This window comes from Geodermatophilus sp. SYSU D00867 (assembly GCF_054050315.1).
Genome location: NZ_JBJGZC010000025.1, coordinates 19,566 through 39,367, shown reverse-complemented (window position 1 = coordinate 39,367; position 19,802 = coordinate 19,566). Strand labels below are relative to the sequence as shown.

21 protein-coding genes, 1 other RNA gene and 1 riboswitch are annotated in these 19,802 nt (G+C 75.5%); of the genes, 14 read left to right on the top strand and 8 right to left on the bottom strand.

The window, feature by feature from the left end; translation table 11 throughout:
* Positions 1-131: 131 nt before the first annotated feature.
* The 4 genes from ACI8AK_RS20045 to ACI8AK_RS20030 form a co-directional block, all read right to left on the bottom strand.
* The gene (locus tag ACI8AK_RS20045) at positions 132-1,139 is read right to left on the bottom strand and encodes an NAD-dependent epimerase/dehydratase family protein (RefSeq protein ID WP_387984808.1); all 1,008 of its coding nucleotides are present in this window, start codon (positions 1,137-1,139) and stop codon (positions 132-134) included.
* 59 nt (positions 1,140-1,198) lie between these two features.
* Positions 1,199-2,605 (bottom strand): WS/DGAT/MGAT family O-acyltransferase, encoded by a 1,407-nt coding sequence (locus ACI8AK_RS20040; RefSeq protein WP_456957694.1) that lies wholly within the window; start codon positions 2,603-2,605, stop codon positions 1,199-1,201.
* A 105-nt stretch (positions 2,606-2,710) separates the two neighbouring features.
* Complete coding sequence (locus ACI8AK_RS20035; protein ID WP_387984804.1) at positions 2,711-3,604, bottom strand: alpha/beta fold hydrolase; 894 nt, start codon at positions 3,602-3,604, stop codon at positions 2,711-2,713.
* Between the two features lie 188 nt (positions 3,605-3,792).
* A complete protein-coding gene (locus ACI8AK_RS20030; protein WP_456957692.1) occupies positions 3,793-5,745 on the bottom strand; it encodes an FUSC family protein in 1,953 nt (650 codons plus the stop codon).
* Positions 5,746-5,808: 63 nt separating this feature from the next.
* Here ACI8AK_RS20030 and ACI8AK_RS20025 point away from each other — a divergent pair, with 63 nt between their 5' ends.
* From ACI8AK_RS20025 to nadA, 7 genes are all read left to right on the top strand, one after another.
* A complete protein-coding gene (locus tag ACI8AK_RS20025; protein ID WP_387984800.1) occupies positions 5,809-6,657 on the top strand; it encodes a Nif3-like dinuclear metal center hexameric protein in 849 nt (282 codons plus the stop codon).
* A 15-nt stretch (positions 6,658-6,672) separates the two neighbouring features.
* Positions 6,673-6,957 (top strand): DUF3311 domain-containing protein, encoded by a 285-nt coding sequence (locus tag ACI8AK_RS20020; RefSeq protein ID WP_387984799.1) that lies wholly within the window; start codon positions 6,673-6,675, stop codon positions 6,955-6,957.
* A gap of 3 nt (positions 6,958-6,960) precedes the next feature.
* A complete protein-coding gene (gene mctP / locus ACI8AK_RS20015) occupies positions 6,961-8,616 on the top strand; it encodes a monocarboxylate uptake permease MctP (protein ID WP_456902695.1) in 1,656 nt (551 codons plus the stop codon).
* 9 nt (positions 8,617-8,625) lie between these two features.
* On the top strand, positions 8,626-9,366 hold the full coding sequence (locus ACI8AK_RS20010; protein ID WP_387984795.1) for a zinc ribbon domain-containing protein: 741 nt from the start codon (positions 8,626-8,628) through the stop codon (positions 9,364-9,366).
* Entirely contained in the window at positions 9,363-10,469 is a 1,107-nt protein-coding gene (locus ACI8AK_RS20005; RefSeq protein WP_456957690.1) for a bifunctional RNase H/acid phosphatase, read from the top strand. The genes ACI8AK_RS20010 and ACI8AK_RS20005 overlap by 4 nt, the downstream gene beginning before the upstream one ends.
* An 86-nt stretch (positions 10,470-10,555) precedes the next feature.
* Positions 10,556-11,146, top strand: coding sequence for a dihydrofolate reductase family protein (locus ACI8AK_RS20000; protein ID WP_456902697.1), 591 nt, complete (start codon positions 10,556-10,558; stop codon positions 11,144-11,146).
* A gap of 111 nt (positions 11,147-11,257) precedes the next feature.
* Positions 11,258-12,289, top strand: coding sequence for a quinolinate synthase NadA (gene nadA, locus ACI8AK_RS19995; RefSeq protein ID WP_387984788.1), 1,032 nt, complete (start codon positions 11,258-11,260; stop codon positions 12,287-12,289).
* A 69-nt stretch (positions 12,290-12,358) separates the two neighbouring features.
* Here the strand turns inward: nadA and ACI8AK_RS19990 are convergent, their stop codons facing one another.
* Positions 12,359-13,108, bottom strand: a complete 750-nt coding sequence (locus ACI8AK_RS19990; protein ID WP_456957689.1) for a sulfite exporter TauE/SafE family protein — start codon at positions 13,106-13,108, stop codon at positions 12,359-12,361.
* Positions 13,109-13,132: 24 nt separating this feature from the next.
* Between ACI8AK_RS19990 and ACI8AK_RS19985 the strand changes: the two genes are divergently transcribed.
* Entirely contained in the window at positions 13,133-13,492 is a 360-nt protein-coding gene (locus ACI8AK_RS19985) for a DoxX family protein (RefSeq protein ID WP_387984783.1), read from the top strand.
* 29 nt (positions 13,493-13,521) lie between these two features.
* Positions 13,522-14,241, top strand: coding sequence for a PIG-L deacetylase family protein (locus tag ACI8AK_RS19980; RefSeq protein WP_456957687.1), 720 nt, complete (start codon positions 13,522-13,524; stop codon positions 14,239-14,241).
* Positions 14,242-14,287: 46 nt separating this feature from the next.
* Here ACI8AK_RS19980 and ACI8AK_RS19975 read toward each other — a convergent pair whose 3' ends face one another.
* Positions 14,288-14,878: a hypothetical protein gene (locus tag ACI8AK_RS19975; RefSeq protein WP_456957686.1), complete on the bottom strand. Its 591-nt coding sequence runs from the start codon at positions 14,876-14,878 to the stop codon at positions 14,288-14,290.
* Positions 14,879-15,136: 258 nt separating this feature from the next.
* Positions 15,137-15,294, bottom strand: a riboswitch (cyclic di-AMP (ydaO/yuaA leader).
* A gap of 125 nt (positions 15,295-15,419) precedes the next feature.
* Between ACI8AK_RS19975 and rnpB the strand changes: the two genes are divergently transcribed.
* The 5 genes from rnpB to ACI8AK_RS19950 all read left to right on the top strand — a co-directional run bounded on the left by rnpB (position 15,420) and on the right by ACI8AK_RS19950 (position 18,733).
* An RNA gene (rnpB, locus tag ACI8AK_RS19970) (RNase P RNA component class A) lies at positions 15,420-15,831 on the top strand.
* A 441-nt stretch (positions 15,832-16,272) separates the two neighbouring features.
* A complete protein-coding gene (locus ACI8AK_RS19965) occupies positions 16,273-16,836 on the top strand; it encodes a dihydrofolate reductase family protein (protein ID WP_456957685.1) in 564 nt (187 codons plus the stop codon).
* A 227-nt stretch (positions 16,837-17,063) separates the two neighbouring features.
* Positions 17,064-17,444 (top strand): YciI family protein, encoded by a 381-nt coding sequence (locus tag ACI8AK_RS19960; protein ID WP_387984761.1) that lies wholly within the window; start codon positions 17,064-17,066, stop codon positions 17,442-17,444.
* A 108-nt stretch (positions 17,445-17,552) separates the two neighbouring features.
* Complete coding sequence (locus ACI8AK_RS19955; protein WP_456957684.1) at positions 17,553-18,152, top strand: dihydrofolate reductase family protein; 600 nt, start codon at positions 17,553-17,555, stop codon at positions 18,150-18,152.
* Complete coding sequence (locus ACI8AK_RS19950) at positions 18,149-18,733, top strand: dihydrofolate reductase family protein (RefSeq protein ID WP_456957682.1); 585 nt, start codon at positions 18,149-18,151, stop codon at positions 18,731-18,733. The genes ACI8AK_RS19955 and ACI8AK_RS19950 overlap by 4 nt, the downstream gene beginning before the upstream one ends.
* On the opposite strand, the gene ACI8AK_RS19945 is transcribed toward ACI8AK_RS19950, so the two are convergent.
* Positions 18,730-19,257 (bottom strand): dihydrofolate reductase family protein, encoded by a 528-nt coding sequence (locus tag ACI8AK_RS19945; protein ID WP_387984753.1) that lies wholly within the window; start codon positions 19,255-19,257, stop codon positions 18,730-18,732. The genes ACI8AK_RS19950 and ACI8AK_RS19945 overlap by 4 nt on opposite strands.
* Positions 19,258-19,318: 61 nt before the next feature.
* Positions 19,319-19,705: a YybH family protein gene (locus ACI8AK_RS19940; protein ID WP_387984751.1), complete on the bottom strand. Its 387-nt coding sequence runs from the start codon at positions 19,703-19,705 to the stop codon at positions 19,319-19,321.
* Positions 19,706-19,802 lie beyond the last annotated feature (97 nt).

Genomic DNA, 19,802 nt, shown 5'->3' with positions numbered 1-19,802 from the left:
GCGCACTCCTTCCTCGGGGCTCGTCGCGGCGCGCCGGCGCCGGGTCCAACGGGCGGGCGCCCCGCCGGTGACGGGGCCGGCGCCGGCGGAGGCGCCGATCCTGCTCCCGCGCGGCGCGACGCGGGCCGGTCTCAGCCCCGGTCGAGGGTGGCGCGCAACGCCTCCAGGCCCGTGTACCGCGGCTGCCAGCCCAGCTCCCGCTTCGCCTTGGTGGTGTCCATGATCGCCGGGTGGCTGGCCGCCTCCACCCACTCGGCGGCCGGCGGCAGGAACGGCAGCCGGGACACCGCGCGGGCCGCGAACTGCGCCGGCGCGGCCGGCAGCGGCAGCGGCAGGGCGCCGTACTCGCGGGCGACGTCGGCGGCGGTCACGACGCCGTCGCCGGCGATGTTGTAGGCCCCGGGCGGGCCGGCGGCGACGACGCACTGCAGCAGCGCCGAGCCGACGTCGTCCTCGTGGACGAACTGCAGCGGCAGCGCCGGCACCGCGACCGGGACCGGGACCGGCAGCCGCCGGGTGCTCTGCTCGGCCAGCCACCGTCCCAGCGGGGCGAGCGGGCCGGGCAGCAGGTCCTTGGCGCCGACGGTGTGCGGACCGAGCACCACCGGCGGGCGCAGCAGGTACAGGCCGAGCTCCGGGTGGTCCTGCGCCTCCTGCTGCAGCAGCTGCTCGAGCTCGGCCTTCTCCTGCGCGTAGAACAGCCGGGACGCCGGGCGCACCGGCCAGTCCTCGGTCATGCCCACCGGGTTGTCCCGGTGGAAACCGTACGCGGCGAGCGAGGAGGCGTAGACGAACCGGCGCGCACCGGCGGCGGCCGCGGCCCGGAACGCGTTGAGCGTGCCGTCGACGTTGATCGCCCGCGTGGTCTGCCGCGAGGCGTTGCCGGTGATGAGGAACGCCAGGTGCACGACGACGTCGGCGCCGGCGAACGCCTCCTTCAGGGCGTCGGCGTCGCGCACGTCGCCCCGGCGGTACTCCATCTTCGTCCAGCCGCGGGCCGCCGGGTCGAAGGGGCGGCGGGCGATGCCGACCACCCGGCGGACCCGGTCGTCGGCCTGCAGCAGCGGGACCAGGCCCTCCCCGAAGGTGCCGGTGGGGCCCGTGACGGCGACGGTCAGATCGGTCTCGGAAACGGTCACGACGGCGCGCTACCCGGCGTCGCCGGGCGTGAACCGGGTCACGCCCGGCGACCGCCGGGTCACGGCATGGCCGCGGCCGGCTGCCGCTCCGCGGCGAGCCCGACCAGCTCGGCGATGCCGCGGCAGATGCCCTCGGAGAGCACGTCGACGTCGGGGAAGGCGTCGAAGTCGGCGTTGATGCCGAAGGTCATCGAGTTGAGGTAGCTGAAGATCCCGATGGAGATCCGGGTGCCGCCGGCGATCGGCACGTAGGGGTGCGCGGACACCATGCGCTTGCCGAGCACGTACAGCGGCACCCGCGGGCCGGGCACGTTCGTCGTCACCGCCTGGCACCACACCTGGCCGGTCTGCATGGCCGCCCGGACCCCGAGGGCCAGCAGCGTCGGCGCGACGTAGTCGCCCATCCCGATGATCGAGCGGGCGTCGACGGCCTGCATCGTCCGCTTGTACTCGTCCATCTGCTGCTTGATCGCGGCCAGCCGGGCCCGCGGGTCGGCCTCACCGACCGGCAGGTCGACGAAGACGGCGGTCACCCGGTTGTCCAGCGAGCCGCGCTCGCCCTCCTTGCGCACCGAGATCGGCACCATCGTGCGGACGACCGTGTCGCCGCCGAGCGCCCCGCGGCCCTTGAGCAGGTCGCGGAAGCCGCGGGTGATGGCGGTGAGGACGACGTCGTTGACCGTGCCGCCCAGCGCGCTGCGGGCGGTGCGCAGGTCCTCGAACTCGGCGTCGGCCCACGCCCAGCGCCGGTGCGGGCCGATCGGGCCGGTGAGCGTGCGGGCCATGGGGGTCAGCGCCTGGCGGGCCAGCTGCGGGACCGACGACACCGCCACCTTCGCGCTGTTGAACAGCCCCCTCGCGCCGTTGCTGACGGCCTCGGGGCCGTGGACGAGCTGGCGCAGGGGAGCGGTGACGGTCTCGGTCAGCGCGCCGGCGACCATCTCGACGCCCGAGGGGCTGCGCTGCGGCGACCAGTCGCGCGGCGCCTTGTGCTCCGCGTTCGGGTCGAGGTCGAACATGACCTGCATCAGGTCGGTGCCGGCGATGCCGTCGACCATGCAGTGGTGGACCTTGGAGATGATCGCCCAGCGGTCGTCCTCCAGGCCCTCGACCAGCCACACCTCCCACAGCGGCTTGGCCATGTCCAGGCGCTGGCCGAGCACCCGGCCGGCGAGGTTGCGCAGCTGCTCCTCACCGCCGGGCTTGGGCACCGCGGTGTGCCGCACGTGGTACAGGATCTGGAAGTGCGGGTCGTCGACCCACAGCGGGCGGCCCAGGTTGAAGGGCACCTCCCGCACCCGCTGCCGGTAGCGCGGCACCAGCGGCAGCTTGCTCAGCAGCAGGCGCACCAGGTCGCCGTAGGACGGCGCCGGTCCCTCGAAGACCGCCACCGAGCCCACGTGCAGCGGTGCGTTCTCGGTCTCCGCGTAGTAGAAGCCGGCATCGGTCGCGCTCAGGCGGTCCACGGTCGCTCCCCAACTCGTCGAGACGGTGTCGGCCGGTCCCGTATCCAGCGACCCGGCCGTCGGAACACGGTCGTGTGGTGCCGGACACGGTAGGCAGGTCCTCGATCAGCCTGCCTGCCGGACGGCGCCGGGACCAGCCGCCCCCACCCGGTCGAGCAGGTCGGTGAGCGCCCGGTCGACGACGGCGGTGCGGGTGAGGTTGACGCTGTGCCCGGCGCCCGGGACGACGACCAGCTCGGCCCGCTCGCCGATCCCCGCGGCCAGCTGCCGGCCGTGGTCGGCGGGGGTCAGCCGGTCGTACTCGGCCGCGACGACGGTGCACGGGACCCGCCCGAGCACCGGCAGCGACGCCGTCTCGTCGTGGTCGAGGAAGGTGCCGTAGAAGGCCATGGTCACGGTCAGCGGCGTCTCCTCGAGCATCGCCTGCACGACGCGGACCGCCTCGCGGGTGGCGTCGTCGCGGCCGAACAGGTAGCGGCGGGTGAACCGGTGGCCCAGCCACGTGCCGCGCCGCCGCAGCCGCTCCAGCCCGGGGGCCAGCAGCCGCAGCCACCACAGGTAGAGGCCCAGCAGGTGCAGCGTGCGCATCGCCTTCACCGCGAACCCCAGGGGCCCACGGGCGACCAGGCCGCCGGCCGAGGTGGCCAGCAGGAACGCGCCGACGACGCGGGTGCCGAACAGCTCGGGCCGCTGCCGGGCGAACGCCATGATCGTCATGCCGCCCATCGAGTGCCCGGCGAGCACCACCGGCCGGCCCGCGGGGACGACGGCGTCGAGCACCTGGCCGAGGTCGCGGGCGGTGCGGTCGATGGTCGCCGTCCGCGGGTCGACCCAGCGGGACCGGCCGTGGCCGCGCTGGTCCCACAGCACGACGCGGGCGCGGTCGCGGATCGCCTCGACCTGCAGCTGGAACTCGCCGAGGCGGGCGGTGAAGCCGTGGCAGAAGACCACGGTGACCGGGGCGTCCTCGGGTCCGTCGAACTCCACGTGCAGGTCCACGCCGTCGTCGGTGCGGACGGTGCGCGAGCCCGGCGGGGGCGGTCCGTCGATCCCCGGGACGACCGGGATGCGGGGCGGGACGGGCGCGGGGCGATGACGGCGGAGCGGCACCCGTCCATGACAGCGCAGCTCGCGGGCAGCGGCGACTCAGCCGCCGGGCGCCGCGGTCCCGTGGGGGCGACCGGGGCTCAGCTCCCGGGCGCCGCGGTCTCGGGGCGGCGGCCGGGGGCGGCGTCGCGGACCAGCCGGCGGGCGGCGTCGACCTCGCGGGCGACCGGGGCCAGGACGCCGTCGGCGTGGATCTCGGCGTCGTCGGGCACCCGGTGCGCGCGGACGTCGTCCTCCAGCTCGCGCAGCGCCCGCCGCAGCACCGCCACCTGGGACGGGTCGGGCCCGGGCTCCCCGCCGTGGACGGCGATGACCGCCTCGGTGACGGCGTCGGCGGTCCGCTCCAGCTGCACGATGACCGGCCACCAGGCACCGGCGCGGGTGCTGATCGGCGGCGGCTCGGCCAGCCGGCGCTGCAGCTGGGTGTGCAGCTCGGTGAGCGCCCGGTAGGTCGCGCGGCGGGCGCGCCGGCGCGCGACCGGGTCCGCGCCGAACGCGGCGCCGACGAAGGCGTCCAGCGCCAGCGCGGCCGCGCGCAGGGCGTCCTCCAGCGGCGCCCGCCAGGTCTGCGGCCACAGCAGGTAGCCCGCGACCAGCACGATCGCGCAGCCGATGAGGGTGTCCACCAGCCGGGCGCCGACCAGCTCCGGCCCGCCGGGGACGGCGAGGTCGAGCAGCAGGATGATCACCGGCGTCTGGAAGACCGAGAACAGGCCGAAGTTGGCGCCGCGCGCCCACGGCAGCAGCCCGGCCGCGACGGCCATGGCGACCACCACCCACCCGTCGCGGGGCAGCACCGACAGCAGCAGCGAGCCGATGAGGACGCCGAGCAGGGTGCCCGCACCGCGCTGCACCGCCCGGGTGAACACCGATCCGTAGTCGGGCTTGAGCACGATCGCGACGGTGAGCAGCACCCAGTAGGGCCGCTCGATGGGCAGCAGCTGGCGGGCGACCTCCGCGATGGTCATGCACAGCGTCAGCCGGAGGGCGAACTCGCGGGTGTCGGTGCTGCCGAGCGTGCGGTCGGCGAGGTCGCGCAGCCGGTCCCGCCAGGGCGGCCGGGGCGGGGTGACGGCGGCTCCCGCGCGCTCCTCGGGGTCGCCGACGACGGCCCAGGCCAGCCGCACCCCGTGGCGCACCGCGCGGCGGACGGCCGGCCCGTCGTCGAGGGCGGGCGGGCGCTCGTCGGGCAGCTCGCGGCTGCCGGAGACGGCGGCGGCGAGGGCGTGCACCGCCGTCACGTCGTGCGGGTCGGCGTGCACCCCGGTGCGGGCGGCGGCGACCGCGGCCTCCACCAGCGGGGCGGCGGCGTTGAGGACGCCGGCCAGCTCCGACAGCTGCCGGTTGCGCCCGGCGGCGAGGCTGCGGGTGCGGATGACCCGGTCGTAGGCGGCGTTGAGCGCGGTGGTGAGCTCGCGGCGGGCGTCGTCGGTGCCCTCGGTGCCCACGGCGGTGAGCAGCCCGGCGATCCGGGTGAACACCGCGGCGACGGCGGTGCGGTCGGGGTCGCTGGGCTCGGTCGCGGCCTGCACCAGGGTGGCCAGCGTCGCCCAGGCCGCCCCGGCGGCGAAGAACGCCACCTCGGCCGCCGCGGGCAGCGGCGTCACCAGCCCCGACGCCAGCGCGGTGTAGACCAGCAGCTGCAGCGCGCCCAGCGACATCGCCGAGTTGACGGCGCTGATCACCGCCGCGGCCACCGACAGCACCGCCACGACCACCACCGGCAGCACGCCGCCGCCGCTCGCGAACTGCCCGGCGACCAGGCCGACCGCGCCGAGGCCGACCGCGGCGGCGGTGCGGCGCAGCCGGTCGCGCAGCGGGCCGCCCTGCGGGGCGAGGGTGGCCGCGAGCGCCCCGGTGGTGGCGAAGACGCCGGCGCCGAGCGCCGTCCGCCCGCCGACGGCGAGGGCCACGGCCAGCGGCGCGGGCACGACGACGGCGAACCGGACGACGTCGCGCCACGGCACGGGTGGGGGAGTGGTGCGGAGCAGCTCCTCGAGCCACGCGGGTGCGCGCAGCGACCTGTCCGCCACGGTCTGGAGCCTGCCACCCGCGGCCGCCGGAGGCGGGACGGCGCTCGGCTAGCGTCGGCGCCCGTGACCGCCACCCTGGGCGAGGTCGTCGCCACGCTGGAGGCCCGCTACGACCCGGCGCTCGCGGAGGGCTGGGACGCCGTCGGCCTGGTCTGCGGGGACCCCGCCGAGCCGGTGGAGCGCGTGCTGGTCGCCGTCGACCCGGTGGCCGCCGTCGTCGACGAGGCGCTCGAGCTCGGCGCCGGGCTGCTGGTCACCCACCACCCGCTGTTCCTGACCCCGGTGCACGGCGTCCCCGCCGACGACCCCAAGGGGCGGCTGGTGCACCGGCTGGTCCGCGCCGGCTGCGGGCTGTTCGTCGCGCACACCAACGCCGACCGCGCCCCCGACGCCGGCGTCAACGACGCGCTGGCCGCCGTCCTCGGGCTGACCGGCACCCGCCCGCTGCAGCCGGTGGCGCCCGGCTCCCGCGCCGGGCTCGGCCGGGTGGGGGAGCTGCCGCGGCCGACCACGCTGGCCGGCTTCGCCGCGCTCGCCGCGGAGGTCCTGCCGGAGACCGCCGGCGGGGTCCGCGCGGCCGGGGACCCGGACCGGCCGGTGCGCACCGTCGCCGTCTGCGGGGGCAGCGGCGGCTCGCTGCTGCCCGAGGCGACGGCGGCCGGCGCCGACGTCCTCCTCACCAGCGACCTGCGGCACCACCCCGTGTCCGAGGCGCGGGAGGACGGGGGTCCCGCCTTGTGTGACGTGGCACACTTCGCCTCCGAGTGGCCCTGGGTCCCCGTGGTCGCCGACGTGCTGGCCACGGACCTGTCCGGCAGGGTCGAGGCGGTCGCCTCCCGGCGCCGCACCGACCCGTGGACGGTGCACCGGGGCCGGTCGGCAGGAGGGGACCCGGCCCGCACGGCCGGCTGAGACGGGGAGGGCGCCGTGGCCACCGCCGAACGACCGCCGACGGGAGGCGCGGTCCCCCGGAGGAGCGACCGCAGCCCCTGGAACTGGCTGCTGCTGGTGCCGATCGTGGTGCCGCTGGTCGTGCCGTTCTACAACCGCGTCGAGCCGACCCTCTTCGGCTGGCCGTTCTTCTACTGGGTGCAGCTGCTGTTCGTCGGGCTGGGCGTGCTGACCACCGTGGTCGTCTACCGGGCCACCCGGCGCAGCCCGGAGGAGCGGGCCGCCGCCCGCGCCGCCATCGAGCGGGACAGGGAGCGCTGAGCCGTGGACGGGGTCAACGTCGTCGAGCTGACGATCGTCATCGTCCTGTTCCTGGTCGTCACGGTCATGGGGTTCGTCGCCTCGCGCTGGCGGCGGGCCGAGACCCTCATGCACCTGGACGAGTGGGGGCTGGGCGGGCGCAGCTTCGGCACCTGGATCACCTGGTTCCTGCTGGGCGGCGACCTCTACACCGCCTACACGTTCGTCGCCGTCCCCGCGCTGATGTTCGGCGCCGGCGCGGCCGGGTTCTTCGCCGTCCCGTACACGGTCGTCATCTACCCGCTGGTGTTCCTGGTCGTCATCCGGCTGTGGTCGGTCAGCCACGTGCGCGGGTTCGTGACGCCGGCGGACTTCGTGCGCGCCCGGTTCGACTCCCCGACGATGGCGCTGCTCGTGGCCCTCACCGGGATCGTCGCGACGATGCCCTACATCGCCCTCCAGCTCGTGGGCATCGAGGCGATCCTCAAGGCGATGGGCGTGGAGGGCGAGCTCCCGCTGATCGTCGCGTTCGTGATCCTGGCGCTCTACACCTACAACTCGGGGCTGCGGGCGCCGGCGCTCATCGCGTTCGTCAAGGACACCCTCATCTACCTGACGATCATCGTCGCGGTGATCGTCATCCCGGTGAAGCTCGGCGGCTGGGACGTGATCTTCGGCGCGGCCGAGGAGAAGTTCTCCGCCGGCACCGGCGCGGGCGTGCTGCTGCCGGGCACCGGGCAGTGGCAGTACGCGACGCTGGCCCTGGGGTCGGCGCTCGCGCTGTTCCTCTACCCGCACTCGATCACCGGCGTCCTCGCGGCCAGCAACCGCGACGTGCTCAAGCGCAACATGAGCGCGCTGCCGGTCTACAGCCTGGCGCTGGGCTTCATCGCGCTGCTGGGCTTCATGGCGATCGCGGCCGGGGTGACGCCGATCGGCGAGGACGGCAACACCGTCGTCCCGGTGCTGTTCCAGGAGATGTTCCCGAGCTGGTTCGCCGGCATCGCCTTCGCCGCCATCGGCATCGGCGCGCTGGTCCCGGCGGCGATCATGTCGATCGCCGCGGCGAACCTGTTCACCCGCAACATCTACAAGGAGTTCCTCAGGAAGGACGCCACGCCGAGGCAGGAGGCGCAGGTCGCCAAGGTGACCTCGCTGGTGGTGAAGGTCGGCGCGGTCGCGGCGATCCTGTTCATCGACCCGCAGTTCTCCATCGACCTGCAGCTCATCGGCGGCGTGATCATCCTGCAGACGCTGCCCGCGGTCGCCCTCGGCCTCTACACCCGCTGGCTGCACCGCGGCGCGCTCATCGCCGGGTGGGTCGCGGGCATGGCCGCGGGCCTGCTGATGCTCTACAACATCCCGCGGCTGGCGCCGGACGGCACGGTCCTCCGCGAGCACTTCGGCGGGTCGGCGTTCGCCCTGTCCAAGCTGGGCCTGGACGCGCAGTCCAGCGTCTACGCGGGCTTCCTCGCGCTGCTGGTCAACCTGGTCGTCACGGTGCTGGCGACGATGGCGCTGCGCGCGGCCAAGGTGGACGACGGCGTCGACGGGACGGCGGAGAGCGACTACACCGCCGAGCGGGAGGACCCGACCTTCCGCGACCTCCCCGACCCGCTGGAGTCCGCGCCGCCCGGCACGGCCCGCGGCACGACGGGGGAGGCGACCGGCCGCAGGTAGGTTGAGCGGGTGAAGGCCGACCACTTCGAGCAGCAGAAGCTGCTGGCCCTGGCCGACGAGGACGTCGCGCTCACCCAGCTCGCCCACCGGAAGCGCACGCTGCCGGAGGTCGCCGCGGTCGAGGCCGCCGCGGAGTCCGAACGCACCTTCGCCGAGGCCGAGGTCCGCGCGGAGACCGAGGTGCGCGACCTCGACCGCGAGCAGCGGCGGCTCGAGGCCGACGTCGACACCGTCCGGCAGCGGGCCGACCGCGACCGGTCGCGGATCGACTCCGGGGCGGCGACGCCGAAGGAGATCACCTCGCTGCAGTCGGAGCTGCAGTCGCTCGCCCGGCGGCAGTCCGACCTCGAGGACCAGGTGCTCGAGCTCATGGAGCGCCGGGAGACCGCCGACGCCGCGCTGGCCGACGCCCAGACCGGGCGTGCCGCCGCCGTCGCCGACCGGGAGCGGGCCGAGCAGCTGCGCGACGACGCCCTCGCCGACATCGCCGACTCCACCGCCCGGCACGAGGCGAAGCGCGCGGAGGTCGCCGGCGGCATCTCCGCCCCGCTGCTGGCGCTCTACGACCGCATCCGCACCCAGACCGGCACCACCGGCGCGGCGGTGCTCAAGGCCCGGCAGTGCCAGGGCTGCCGGATCGAGCTGAACGGCCGGGAACTCGCCGCCGTCCGCAACGCCGACCCGCACGAGGTGGTCCGCTGCGAGAACTGCGGCCGGATCCTCGTGCGCACCGCCGAGTCGGGCCTGTGACCCGCCGTCTCGTCGTCGAGGCCGACGGCGGCTCGCGGGGCAACCCGGGCCCGGCCGGCTACGGCGCGCTGGTGCGCGACGCCGCCACCGGGCGGGTGCTCGCCGAGCGCGCGGCGTCGGTCGGCCGGGCGACGAACAACGTCGCCGAGTACGGCGGGCTGGTGGCCGGGCTGCAGGCGGCGCTGGACCTCTGTGGCGGCGGAGGCGCGAGCGCCGACGTCGAGGTGCGGATGGACTCCAAGCTCGTCGTCGAGCAGATGTCGGGGCGCTGGAAGATCAAGCACCCGGACATGCAGAAGCTCGCCGTCCAGGCCCGCGATCTCGCCCGGCAGCTGGGCAGCGTCCGCTACACCTGGGTGCCGCGCGCGCAGAACGGCGCCGCCGACGCGCTCGCCAACAGCGCGATGGACGGCCGGCCGGTGCACCGCGACCTCGCCGCCGAGCCGACCGTGGTGGAGGACGACGTCCAGCCGGCCGCCGAACCCGCGCCGCCGGTGACCACGGTGACGCACCTGCTGCGGCACGGGCGCACCGAGCACACCCCCGAGCGGCGGTACAGCGGCCGCAACGACCTGCCGCTGTCGGCCACCGGGCGCGCGGAGGCCGAGGCGGCCGCGGTGCGGGCGAAGGAGCTGGGCATCGAGGTCGTCGTCGCCTCGCCGCTGCGCCGCACGCGGGAGACCGCGGAGGTCGTGGCCGGCGCGCTGGGCCTGCCGGTGGAGCTCGACGACGACCTGGTCGAGCTCGACTTCGGCGACCTCGAGGGGCTCACCGCCACCGAGGCGCAGCAGCGGCACCCGCTGGCCGCCCGCCGCTTCGCGAGCGACGTGACGGTGGCCGCGCCGGGCGGCGAGTCGGTGGCCGACGTGTCGCGCCGCGTCGCCCGCGCCCGGGAGCGGCTGCTCGAGCGGCACGCCGGGAGGACGGTGCTCGTGGTCAGCCACGTGACCCCGATCAAGCTGCTGCTCGCCGCGGGCCTCGGCGCCGGCGACGAGGTGGTGCACCGGGTGTTCCTCGAGGCGGCGTCGCTGTCGACGGTGGCGTGGAGCTCCGACGGCCGCACCTCGGTCCGGCTGGTGAACGACACCGCCCACCTGCGCTGAGGACACTCAACCGATGAGTTGACGAACGCCCGCCGGTCTCCCCTGCAGGCGGCTCCGCCCCGGAGCCGGGAGCGAGGAGGTGCGCCATGGGCCGGGTGGTGCTGTTCGCGGCGGTGTCGCTGGACGGGTACGTCGGGCGGGACGACGACATGCCCGGGCCGCTGTTCGACTGGTACGCCAACGGCGACGTCGAGATGACCTTCAGCGATCCGGACCGGCCCTTCCGCGTGACCGCGGAGACGGCGGAGTTCCTCACCGACATGGCGACGCGGGTGGGCGTCATGGTCTGCGGGCGCCGGCTGTTCGACATCACCGACGGCTGGGGCGGCGTGCCCCCCAACGGCGAGCACGTCGTCGTGGTCACCCACCGGCCGGCCGACGACTGGCCGCACCGCGCCACCGCGCCGTTCACCTTCGCGCCCGACGTGCCGGCCGCGATCGGGCGGGCGAGGGAGCTCGCCGGCGACCGGGACGTCACGGTGAGCGCCGGGGACGTCGGCGGGCAGGCGCTGCGCGCGGGCCTGGTCGACCGGGTGGTGCTGGCGCTGGTCCCGGTGGTCCTGGGCTCGGGGCGGCCGTACTTCGGCGCCGGCGGCCCGCCGGAGATCCAGTTCGAGGACCCGGTGGTGGTGCAGGGCAGGCGGGTGACCCACCTGGTCTACGACGTGCGTCGCTGACGCCCCGGAGCGGGAAGCGGGCCGGGCGGCCCGGTGTTGCACCGGACACCCCCGCCGCCGCCCGCCGCGGCGCTCCGGGGACGATGAGCCCCCCGCACTCCGAGGAGCCCCGTGACCGCGACCATCGCGCCCGCCACCCCCACCGTCGCCGGCGACGAGCGCACCCTGTCGGCCGCCGAGTACGAGAACTGGGCGGCGGAGGTCCGCCGGCTCGCCGACGAGCGCGGTGCGGTGGTGCTCGCGCACAACTACCAGGTGCCCGAGATCCAGGACGTCGCCCACTTCACCGGCGACTCCCTCCACCTGTCGCGGGTCGCGGCGCAGACCGACGCCCGCGAGATCGTGTTCTGCGGCGTCCACTTCATGGCCGAGACGGCGAAGATCCTCTCGCCGGACAAGACGGTGCTGCTGCCCGACCACGCCGCCGGCTGCTCCCTGGCCGACTCGATCACCGCCGAGCAGCTGCGCGAGTGGAAGGCCCAGCACCCGGGCGCCGTCGTCGTCAGCTACGTCAACACCACCGCGGCGGTGAAGGCGGAGACCGACGTCTGCTGCACCTCGTCGAACGCCGCCGACGTCATCCGGTCCATCCCCGAGGACCGCGAGGTCCTGTTCTGCCCCGACCAGTTCCTCGGCGCGCACGTCAAGCGCGTGACCGGGCGGTCGAACATCCACGTGTGGGCGGGCGAGTGCCACGTGCACGCGGGCATCAGCCCGGCCGACGTCCGCGCGCAGGTGGCCGCGCACCCGGACGCCGAGATCCTCGTGCACCCCGAGTGCGGCTGCACCACCTCGGTGCTCGACCTGGTCAGCCACGGCGACCTGCCCGCCGACCGCACCCGCGTGCTGTCCACCGGCGGCATGGTCGAGGCCGCGGCGCGGACCTCGTCGGGCCAGGTGCTCGTCGCCACCGAGGTCGGCATCCTGCACCAGCTGCGGGCGCTCAACAGCGGGACGTCGTTCATCCCGATGAACAGCCGCGCGGCCTGCCGCTACATGAAGATGATCACCCCGGCCAAGCTGCTGCACACGCTGCGCACCGGCGAGGGCGCCGTCGACGTCGACCCGGAGACCGCCGCCCGCGCCCGCCGCGCCGTCGAGGCGATGATCGCCATCGGAGAGCCCGGCCGCGGCGGTGAGTAGAAGGACCCCGCTGCCCCCCGCCGCTCGCGAGCTCGCGGCGGGACCCTGCAGCGGGGCCGTTCCAGCACGTCACCGCGTGAAGAGGTAGACGGACACCGCGACGCCGAAGACCACGATCAGCACCCGCAGCGGCGTCGCGGGGATGCGGCCGGCCACCCGGGCGCCGAGGAACCCGCCGACCAGACTGGCCGGCGCCGCGACGGCGACCACCTGCCAGGCCACCGGCCCGAAGACGCCGAACACGACCAGCGTGACCGTCGCCGTCACCGCGGAGAACGCCGACTTCAGCGCGTTGGCCAGCGGCAGCCGGTGCAGTGCCGTCCCGAGCACCCCGACGAGGATGACGCCGAGCGCGCCGCCGAAGTAGCCGCCGTAGACGGTGGCGAGGAACAGCGCGAGGTACAGCCACCACGGGTCGCGGACGGCGCCGTCGTCGCGGTCGCGCAGCCGGCGGGTGAGCAGCGGCTGCACCGCGAGCAGCAGGCTGGCCAGCAGCACGAGCACCGGCACGACGACGTCGAAGGCCTGGCTCGGCGTGGTCAGCAGCAGCACGCTGCCGGCGACGCCACCCAGCGCCGAGACCGCACCGAGCCGCACCAGCCGGTCGCGCTGACCGGCGTACTCGCGGCGGAACCCGGCCATCCCGCCGAGGTAGCCCGGCCACTGCGCCACCGAGTTGGTGACGTTGGCCGCCACGGTGCCCAGGCCCAGCCCGACCAGGGTGGGGAAGAGGATCAGCGACCCGCCGCCGGCGATCGAGTTGACCGCCCCCGCGCCCAGGGCCACCGCGGCCGCGATCAGGAGGTCGGCGGCCGTCACGGGGCGCCAGCCTACGGTCGGTGCGTGCGACTCCCCGCCCCGGCGACCTGGCTGGCCGCCGCCCTCGGCGGCTCCGGCGTGCTGCACCTGGTGCGGCCGCGGACGTTCGAGTGGCTGGTGCCGCCCGAGCTCGGCGACGCCCGCGCCTGGGTGCTCGTCAGCGGGGTCGCCGAGGTCGGCACCGCCGCGCTGCTGGCCGCGCCGGCGAGCCGCCGGGCCGGGGGACGGGCCGCGGCCGCGCTCCTGGCGTCGTTCGTGCCGGCCCACCTGCACCACCTCCGCGTGGCGCGCGGGCGGCCGGCGATGCTGGCCGCGGCGGTGGTCCGGCTGCCGCTGCAGGCGCCGATGATCGCCGCGGCGCTGCGGGTGGCCCGAGGGCGCTGAGCGTCAGCGGCCGCGGGCAGACTGCCCGCATGACGGAGGCGTTCCCCGAGGACTGGCAGCGCGCCCTGGTCGTCGTCGCCCACCCCGACGACGTGGAGTACGGCTGCGCGGCCGCCGTCGCGGCGTGGACGGCGGCCGGGCGCGACGTCCGGTACGTGATGGCCACCAGCGGCGAGGCCGGCATCGCCGGGCTGCCGCCGGAGGCCGCCGGGCCGCTGCGCGAGCGCGAGCAGCGGGCCGCGGCCGCGGTGGTCGGCGTGTCGATGGTCGAGTTCCTCGGCCACCCCGACGGGCGGCTGACCGAGGGGCTGGACCTGCGGCGGGCGGTCGCGGCGGCGATCCGGCGGCACCGCCCCGACCTCGTGGTCACGCTGCACTTCGGCGACACGTGGACGCCGCCGGGCGCCCCGCTCGGCTACTGGAACAGCGCCGACCACCGGGTGCTGGGCCGGGCGGTGGTCGACGCCGTCGGCGACGCGGCCAACGAGTGGATCTTCGCCGAGCTCGCCGACCCGGAGCCCTGGCGCGGGGTGCGCTGGACCGCCGTCTCCACGCCGGTGGGGGTCACGCACACCGTCGACGTGACCGACGTCGTCGACCGGGCGGTGGCCTCGCTGGCCGAGCACCGCCGCTACCTGCAGGCGCTGTCGGCCGACCCGGTCGAGGAGCAGGCCCGGCGACAGGTCGACACGGCGACCCCGGTCGTCGACGGCCGGCGGGTGGCCGGCTTCGCGCTGTACGCCGGCTGAGGCCGGACGCGGCCCCGGGGTGCGCCCGGGGCCGCGTCCGGGCCGGTCAGGGGTTGAAGCTCACGTGGACGTGGTCCATGTGGTTGGCGGTGGGGGACCCGCGGTCCTCCATCGCCCGCCAGCCGGAGCTCCCGATCACGAAGATCCGCTGCTTCCAGATGACGTAGTCGACGCCCATGCGCGCGGCGTTGTCGATGACGTACTGGGCCACGGCGTTCCCCTTGGCGGAGTCGGCGTAGACCATGAAGTCCGCGGCGAGCTGCTGGGTGGGGGAGTGCCCGGGGCGGGTGAGCACGGTGGACACCCCGCACTGCTGCACGACCTCGGCGACGACGGGGCGGACGTGCGCCGCCCAGGCGCTGTAGGAGGTCGAGGAGGCGGTCGGCGCGCCGGTGAGGTTCGTGGACACCGCCGCGGGGGCGGCGGGGGCGGCTGCCGGTGCGGCCGCGGGGGCGGCGGGGGCCGCGGGCGCGGGCGCCGCGGCTCCTCCCCGGTCCTGGGACCAGCCGTTCGACCCGTCCCGGCGGGGGCCGTCCCAGTCGGCCTGGGCCACCGACTGGCCGCTGAGGCCGAAGGCGACGGCGAGGGCGCCGGCCGTGAGGGTCCGGCGGATCGTGCGCTTGCTGTTCGAGGGCATGACGAGGAGAGCTCCTGACGTCGGTTCCGCGTGGCGCCGTCCGTGGCTCGGCGGTCACCCGTCGCGTGGGGGGACCTGCGGGACGGGCCGGGACGCGGCCGGGCGGCGGGCGGCTGCTGGAGGGCAGGCCGACGCGAGGCCGGTCGTTTCCGGTCCGTGGAGGCGCGGCGACCGGCGGAGGTGGGCGGGTCGCGGCGCTCGTCGCAGAGTGCGGGGCACGCCGGGGCAGGCGCCGTCGGCGCACCCCGTGGTGGTTCTCCGTTCTCCCGTGGCCGCCTACCGGGTCAGCTGACGGGTTCGGGCGGGGAACTGCGCCCTACCCCCTCCCGGGTCCGGGAGGTGGGACTCACCCCGGTGGTGCGGTGGGTCCCCGGCTCACGGCCACCGCGGTGGCCGCGACTCGGCGGCACCCGGCTCGGTTCCCCCGGTGGAGGACGTGACGACCGGCCGGACGGAGCCACCGTAGGAGCGTCCGCGGGAGCCCGCAGCGCGGACTGAGCAGTTCCGCTGAGGGGGTCCGTAGACTGGTCGGCACGACGGACGAGTCGGCCGGGCGGTCGCGTCGGCGGGGGAGACCCCGTCGCCGAGGAACGTCCGGGCTCCACAGGGCAGGGTGGTCGCTAACGGCGACCCGGGGTGACCCGCGGGACAGTGCCACAGAGAACAGACCGCCAGCAGTCCGCTGCTGGTGAGGGTGAAACGGTGGTGTAAGAGACCACCAGCGCACCGGGTGACCGGTGCGGCTCGGTAAACCCCACCCGGAGCAAGGTCGAGAAGGGGCGGTGGCCGGGCGACCGGACACCGTCCTGCGCAGGCGTTCGAGGGCTGCCCGCCCGAGCCTGCGGGTGGACCGCTCGAGCCCGCCGGCAACGGCGGGCCTAGATGGATGACCGCCCATCGGGAGGCCGCGAGGCGCCCGAGGACAGAACCCGGCGTACAGGCCGACTCGTCCGTCGCCCGCCGTGACCTGCGGGTCTGCGGTCAGGGCGCGGCGCCGGTCCGCGCGGGGTCCGCCGCTCGGCCGGGAACGGGGTCGGCGGCGGCCCTCGGCCGGTCGCCGGAGCCGGGCCAGAGGTGGCTGACGTCGGTCGGTCACGGCGATCGTCGGCCGAGGTCGGCTCGCCCTCTTCCCGGCTGCGGGTGCTGACCACGATCGGCTCCGGGATGATCCGGCTCGCGTCACGCGGCCCCTGCGACCCGGCGGCGTGGACGTCGAGCGGCCGGACGACGAGGCGGCGACCCGTCCCACGGGGCGCTGTGCCGGTCGTCGTCCCTCCTCGTACGCGGCATCCGCTCGGCGCGGTGGTCGACCGGCCCTCGGTGTGGTCCGACCGGTCAGTTCTCCGCGCCGTGTCGGTCCGTACGCCGAACACCGACCCACGGGAGGCCACGCGATGCGGAGACTGACCTTCGCCATGAACCTGAGCCTGGACGGCTACGTCGCCGCGCCCGGCGACGACCTCGGCTGGAGCGTGCCGAGCGACGAGCTGTTCCAGTGGTGGTCCGACCGGGTGGGGGCCACGGGCCTGGCGCTGTACGGGCGCAGACTGTGGGAGACGATGAGCTCCCACTGGCCGACCGCCGACCAGCAGCCCGGCGCCACACCGGCGCAGATCGAGTACGCCCGCCGCTGGCGGGACATGCCGAAGGTGGTGTTCTCCTCGACGGCCAGCGCGGTCGACGGGAACGCCCGCCTGGTCACCGGCGACGCCGTCACCGAGATCACCCGGCTCAAGGCCGGGGACGGCGGTCCCATGGACGTCGGCGGCGCCACCCTCGCCGCGGCGGCCATGCGGGCCGGGCTGATCGACGAGTACGCGCTCGTCACCCACCCGGTCCTGGTGGGCGGCGGCACGCCGTTCTTCCCGGCCCTGGACGACCGGGTGGACCTGGACCTGGTGGAGACCCGGACGTTCCCCGGCGGCGTGCTCCTGACCAGGTACGAGACCAGGCGCTGAACAGCCGGCCCCGGATCGGCAGGCCGACTCGTCCGTCGTCCCCCTCCGCCGATCCGCGCACGACCGGGTCGACGGCGTCCGGTCGTCCGGGCCCGGTCGCGGGTGGCTGCCGGTGTGTCGCCGCCAGGCGACCCCACCGACGGGACCCGACCGATGAGTCGATGCGGCGACCGGGGTCCCTCTCGTGGAGCGGCCGGACGGGCCGCGGCGACCACCCGGGAGGACCCGTGACGCAGTACCTGCTGTCCATGCCGCACGACTCGGCCGAGGAACCGACGATGGCCACGATGGACCCCGCCGAGCTGGAGGCCGCCCTGGCGGCGGCCGGCGCCTTCCTGGAGGAGCTGGCGGCGTCCGGCGCGCTGGTCTTCGCCGGTGGGCTGCACCCGCCGTCGACCGCGGTCACCGTCGACCACACCGGGGACGACCTCGCCCTCACCGACGGGCCGTACACGCAGGCGCCGGAGTACCTCGGCGGCTTCTGGGTCGTCGAGGCGCCGGACCGGGCGGCGGCCGTCTCCTGGGCGGCGAAGGCGTCCCGGGCGCTCGGCGCGCGGATCGAGGTCCGCGCCTTCCAGGAGGTACCGGCACAGCGCCCGGCGGTGTGAGGTCGCGCCGCCGTGTCCCCCGGGGCGGCTCCCGGGAGGCGGGACCGATGACTTCGTCCCCGTCCGCCGGTCCGAGCTCCCGGACCGGGCCGGAGACCAGGAGGACGGATGCGGAAGATCGTCGTGCACATGATGCTGTCGCTGGACGGCTACTTCGAGGGGCCGGACCACGACCTGGGCTGGCACCGCGTCGACGAGGAGCTGCACGGGCACTTCAACGAGGAGCTCGCGACCAAGAGCGCCTTCCTCGAGGGCCGGGTCACCTACGAGCTCATGGAGGCGTACTGGCCGACCGCCGACCAGGACCCGGACGCCCCGCCGACGATGCGCGAGTTCGCCGGTATCTGGCGGGCGGTGCCGAAGATCGTGTTCTCCCGCACGCTGCGGGAGGTCGGCCCCAACGCCTCGCTGCGGGCAGAGGTGGACCCCGACGAGATCCGCGCACTGAAGCAGCAGCCCGGCGGCGACATGACGCTCGGCGGGGTCGACCTGGCCGAGACCTTCCGCCGGCTGGACCTGGTCGACGAGTACCGGCTCTACGTCAACCCCGTCGTCGTCGGCCGCGGTCGACGGCTGTTCGAGACCGCCGACGAGCCGATCGACCTGGAGCTGGTGGAGAACCGGCGGTTCGGCAACGGTGTCGTCCTGCTGCGCTACGCCGTCCGGCGGCCGGCAGCCGGCCGGCCGCACCCGGGGAGGGCATCGTGACCGCCACCTACACCTTCGACGTCTTCTGCACCCTCGACGGCTTCGGCTCCTACGGCGAGGACGGCGACTGGGGCGGCTACTGGAGCAAGCAGGGCCCGGAGTTCCTCGACCACCGCCTCGCGCAGTACCGCGCGGAGCAGCGGCTGGTCCTCGGGGCCACCACCTTCCGGGAGTTCGTGCGGTTCCTGGACCCGGCCCAGGTCACCGACCCGCTGAACACCCGGATGCGGACCATGCCGACGACGGTCGTGTCGACGACGCTGCAGGGTCCCCTCGACTGGCCCGACGCGACCCTCGAGCACGGGGACGCCGTCGACGTCGTCGCCCGGCTCAAGGAGGAGTCCGACGTGCCGCTGCGCTCGCACGGCAGCCTGTCGGTGAACCGGGCGCTGATGGCCGCCGGCCTGGTCGACCGCGTCCAGGTGACGGTCTTCCCGGTGATCACCGGCCGGACCGGGACGGCGCCGGTCTTCGCGGGCGCGGCCGACTTCGACCTCGAGCTGCTCGGGAGCCGGACGTTCGACGGCCGCATCCAGGAGCTCGTCTACCGGCCCACCCTGCACGGCGGGGACACCGGTTAGGGCCGCACCACCCGGTAGTTGAGCAGCACGATCCCCGAGGGGAAGGGGCGGCACTCGATCAGCCGGAGCCTGGTGCTCGCCGTCATCGTGCCGAAGAAGGGCACGCCGTCCCCGAGGACGACGGGGACGACGGAGACGCCCAGCTCGTCGACGAGCCCGAGCTGCAGGAGCTGGGTGACCAGCCGCCCGCCGCCGAAGACGCAGATGTCCCTGCCGGGGTCGATCCGGGACCGCACGGTGTCGATCAGCCGGGTCAGGTCGCCGGCGTACGCGTGCGTGTTCCGGCCGGTCGGCAGGTCGGCGTCGTGGGTGACCACCCAGGTCGGCACGCCACCGACACCGGCGGTGCCCATCTCCCGGTACGTGTTCGCGCCGACGACGTAGGCCCCGGTGCGGGCCTCGGTCTCCGCGAAGCCGTAGTCCTCACCCGGGGCCATGGCGTCGTTGAGCCACGCGAGGTCCCCGGACCTCGACTGGATGAAGCCGTCCAGGCTGGCCGCCATCCCGGCGAAGACCGTCGCCATGCCGGACGAGCGTAGGGCGCGACCGCTCGCGGTCCCAGGCGCGGATCCGCCGCGCGGCCCCTCAGCCGGCCGTGTCGGCCTCTGCGGTGTAGGACCTGCCGGGCCAGTACGCCCACTCCTCGAAGTCCTCGACCCGGCCGTCGTCGGCGAAGCGCAGCACCCACAGGTCCCGGTACTCCTGCGGCGCCGGGGCGCCGTACCGCACCTCCAGCCGCACCACCGCGTCGCGCCCCTCGACGGCGACCGGCTCCGCGGCCACCGTGAACGTCCGGCCCTCGTCCTCCCGCCAGAACGCCCGGATCGCCGCGTGGCCGACCTCCGACGGCTCGTAGGGGGAGCGCCGGTACCGCGCGTCGTCGGTGAACAGCCGGGCGACCGCGGCCACGTCCCCCTCCCGCCACGCGCGCTCGTACCCGGCCACCCACTGCATCACGCCGGCGCGGTCCACCCGGCCACGCTGTCACGTCCGCCGGGCCCGCGGGGGTTCCCGCCGCCGTGCCGGTCGCGCGACGATCGCCTGGCCCCGGACCGCCGAGGAGGGCCCC

What these genes read in the sequence shown, in the direction of transcription:
- ACI8AK_RS20000 (WP_456902697.1), top strand. Translation starts at nt 10,556, where the DNA reads ATGGGCCGGGTGGTGCTGTTCGCGGCGGTGTCGCTGGACGGGTACGTC.
- ACI8AK_RS19980 (WP_456957687.1), top strand. Translation starts at nt 13,522, where the DNA reads ATGACGGAGGCGTTCCCCGAGGACTGGCAGCGCGCCCTGGTCGTCGTC.
- ACI8AK_RS19975 (WP_456957686.1), bottom strand. Translation starts at nt 14,878, where the DNA reads ATGCCCTCGAACAGCAAGCGCACGATCCGCCGGACCCTCACGGCCGGC.
- ACI8AK_RS19965 (WP_456957685.1), top strand. Translation starts at nt 16,273, where the DNA reads ATGCGGAGACTGACCTTCGCCATGAACCTGAGCCTGGACGGCTACGTC.
- ACI8AK_RS19955 (WP_456957684.1), top strand. Translation starts at nt 17,553, where the DNA reads ATGCGGAAGATCGTCGTGCACATGATGCTGTCGCTGGACGGCTACTTC.
- ACI8AK_RS19945 (WP_387984753.1), bottom strand. Translation starts at nt 19,257, where the DNA reads ATGGCGACGGTCTTCGCCGGGATGGCGGCCAGCCTGGACGGCTTCATC.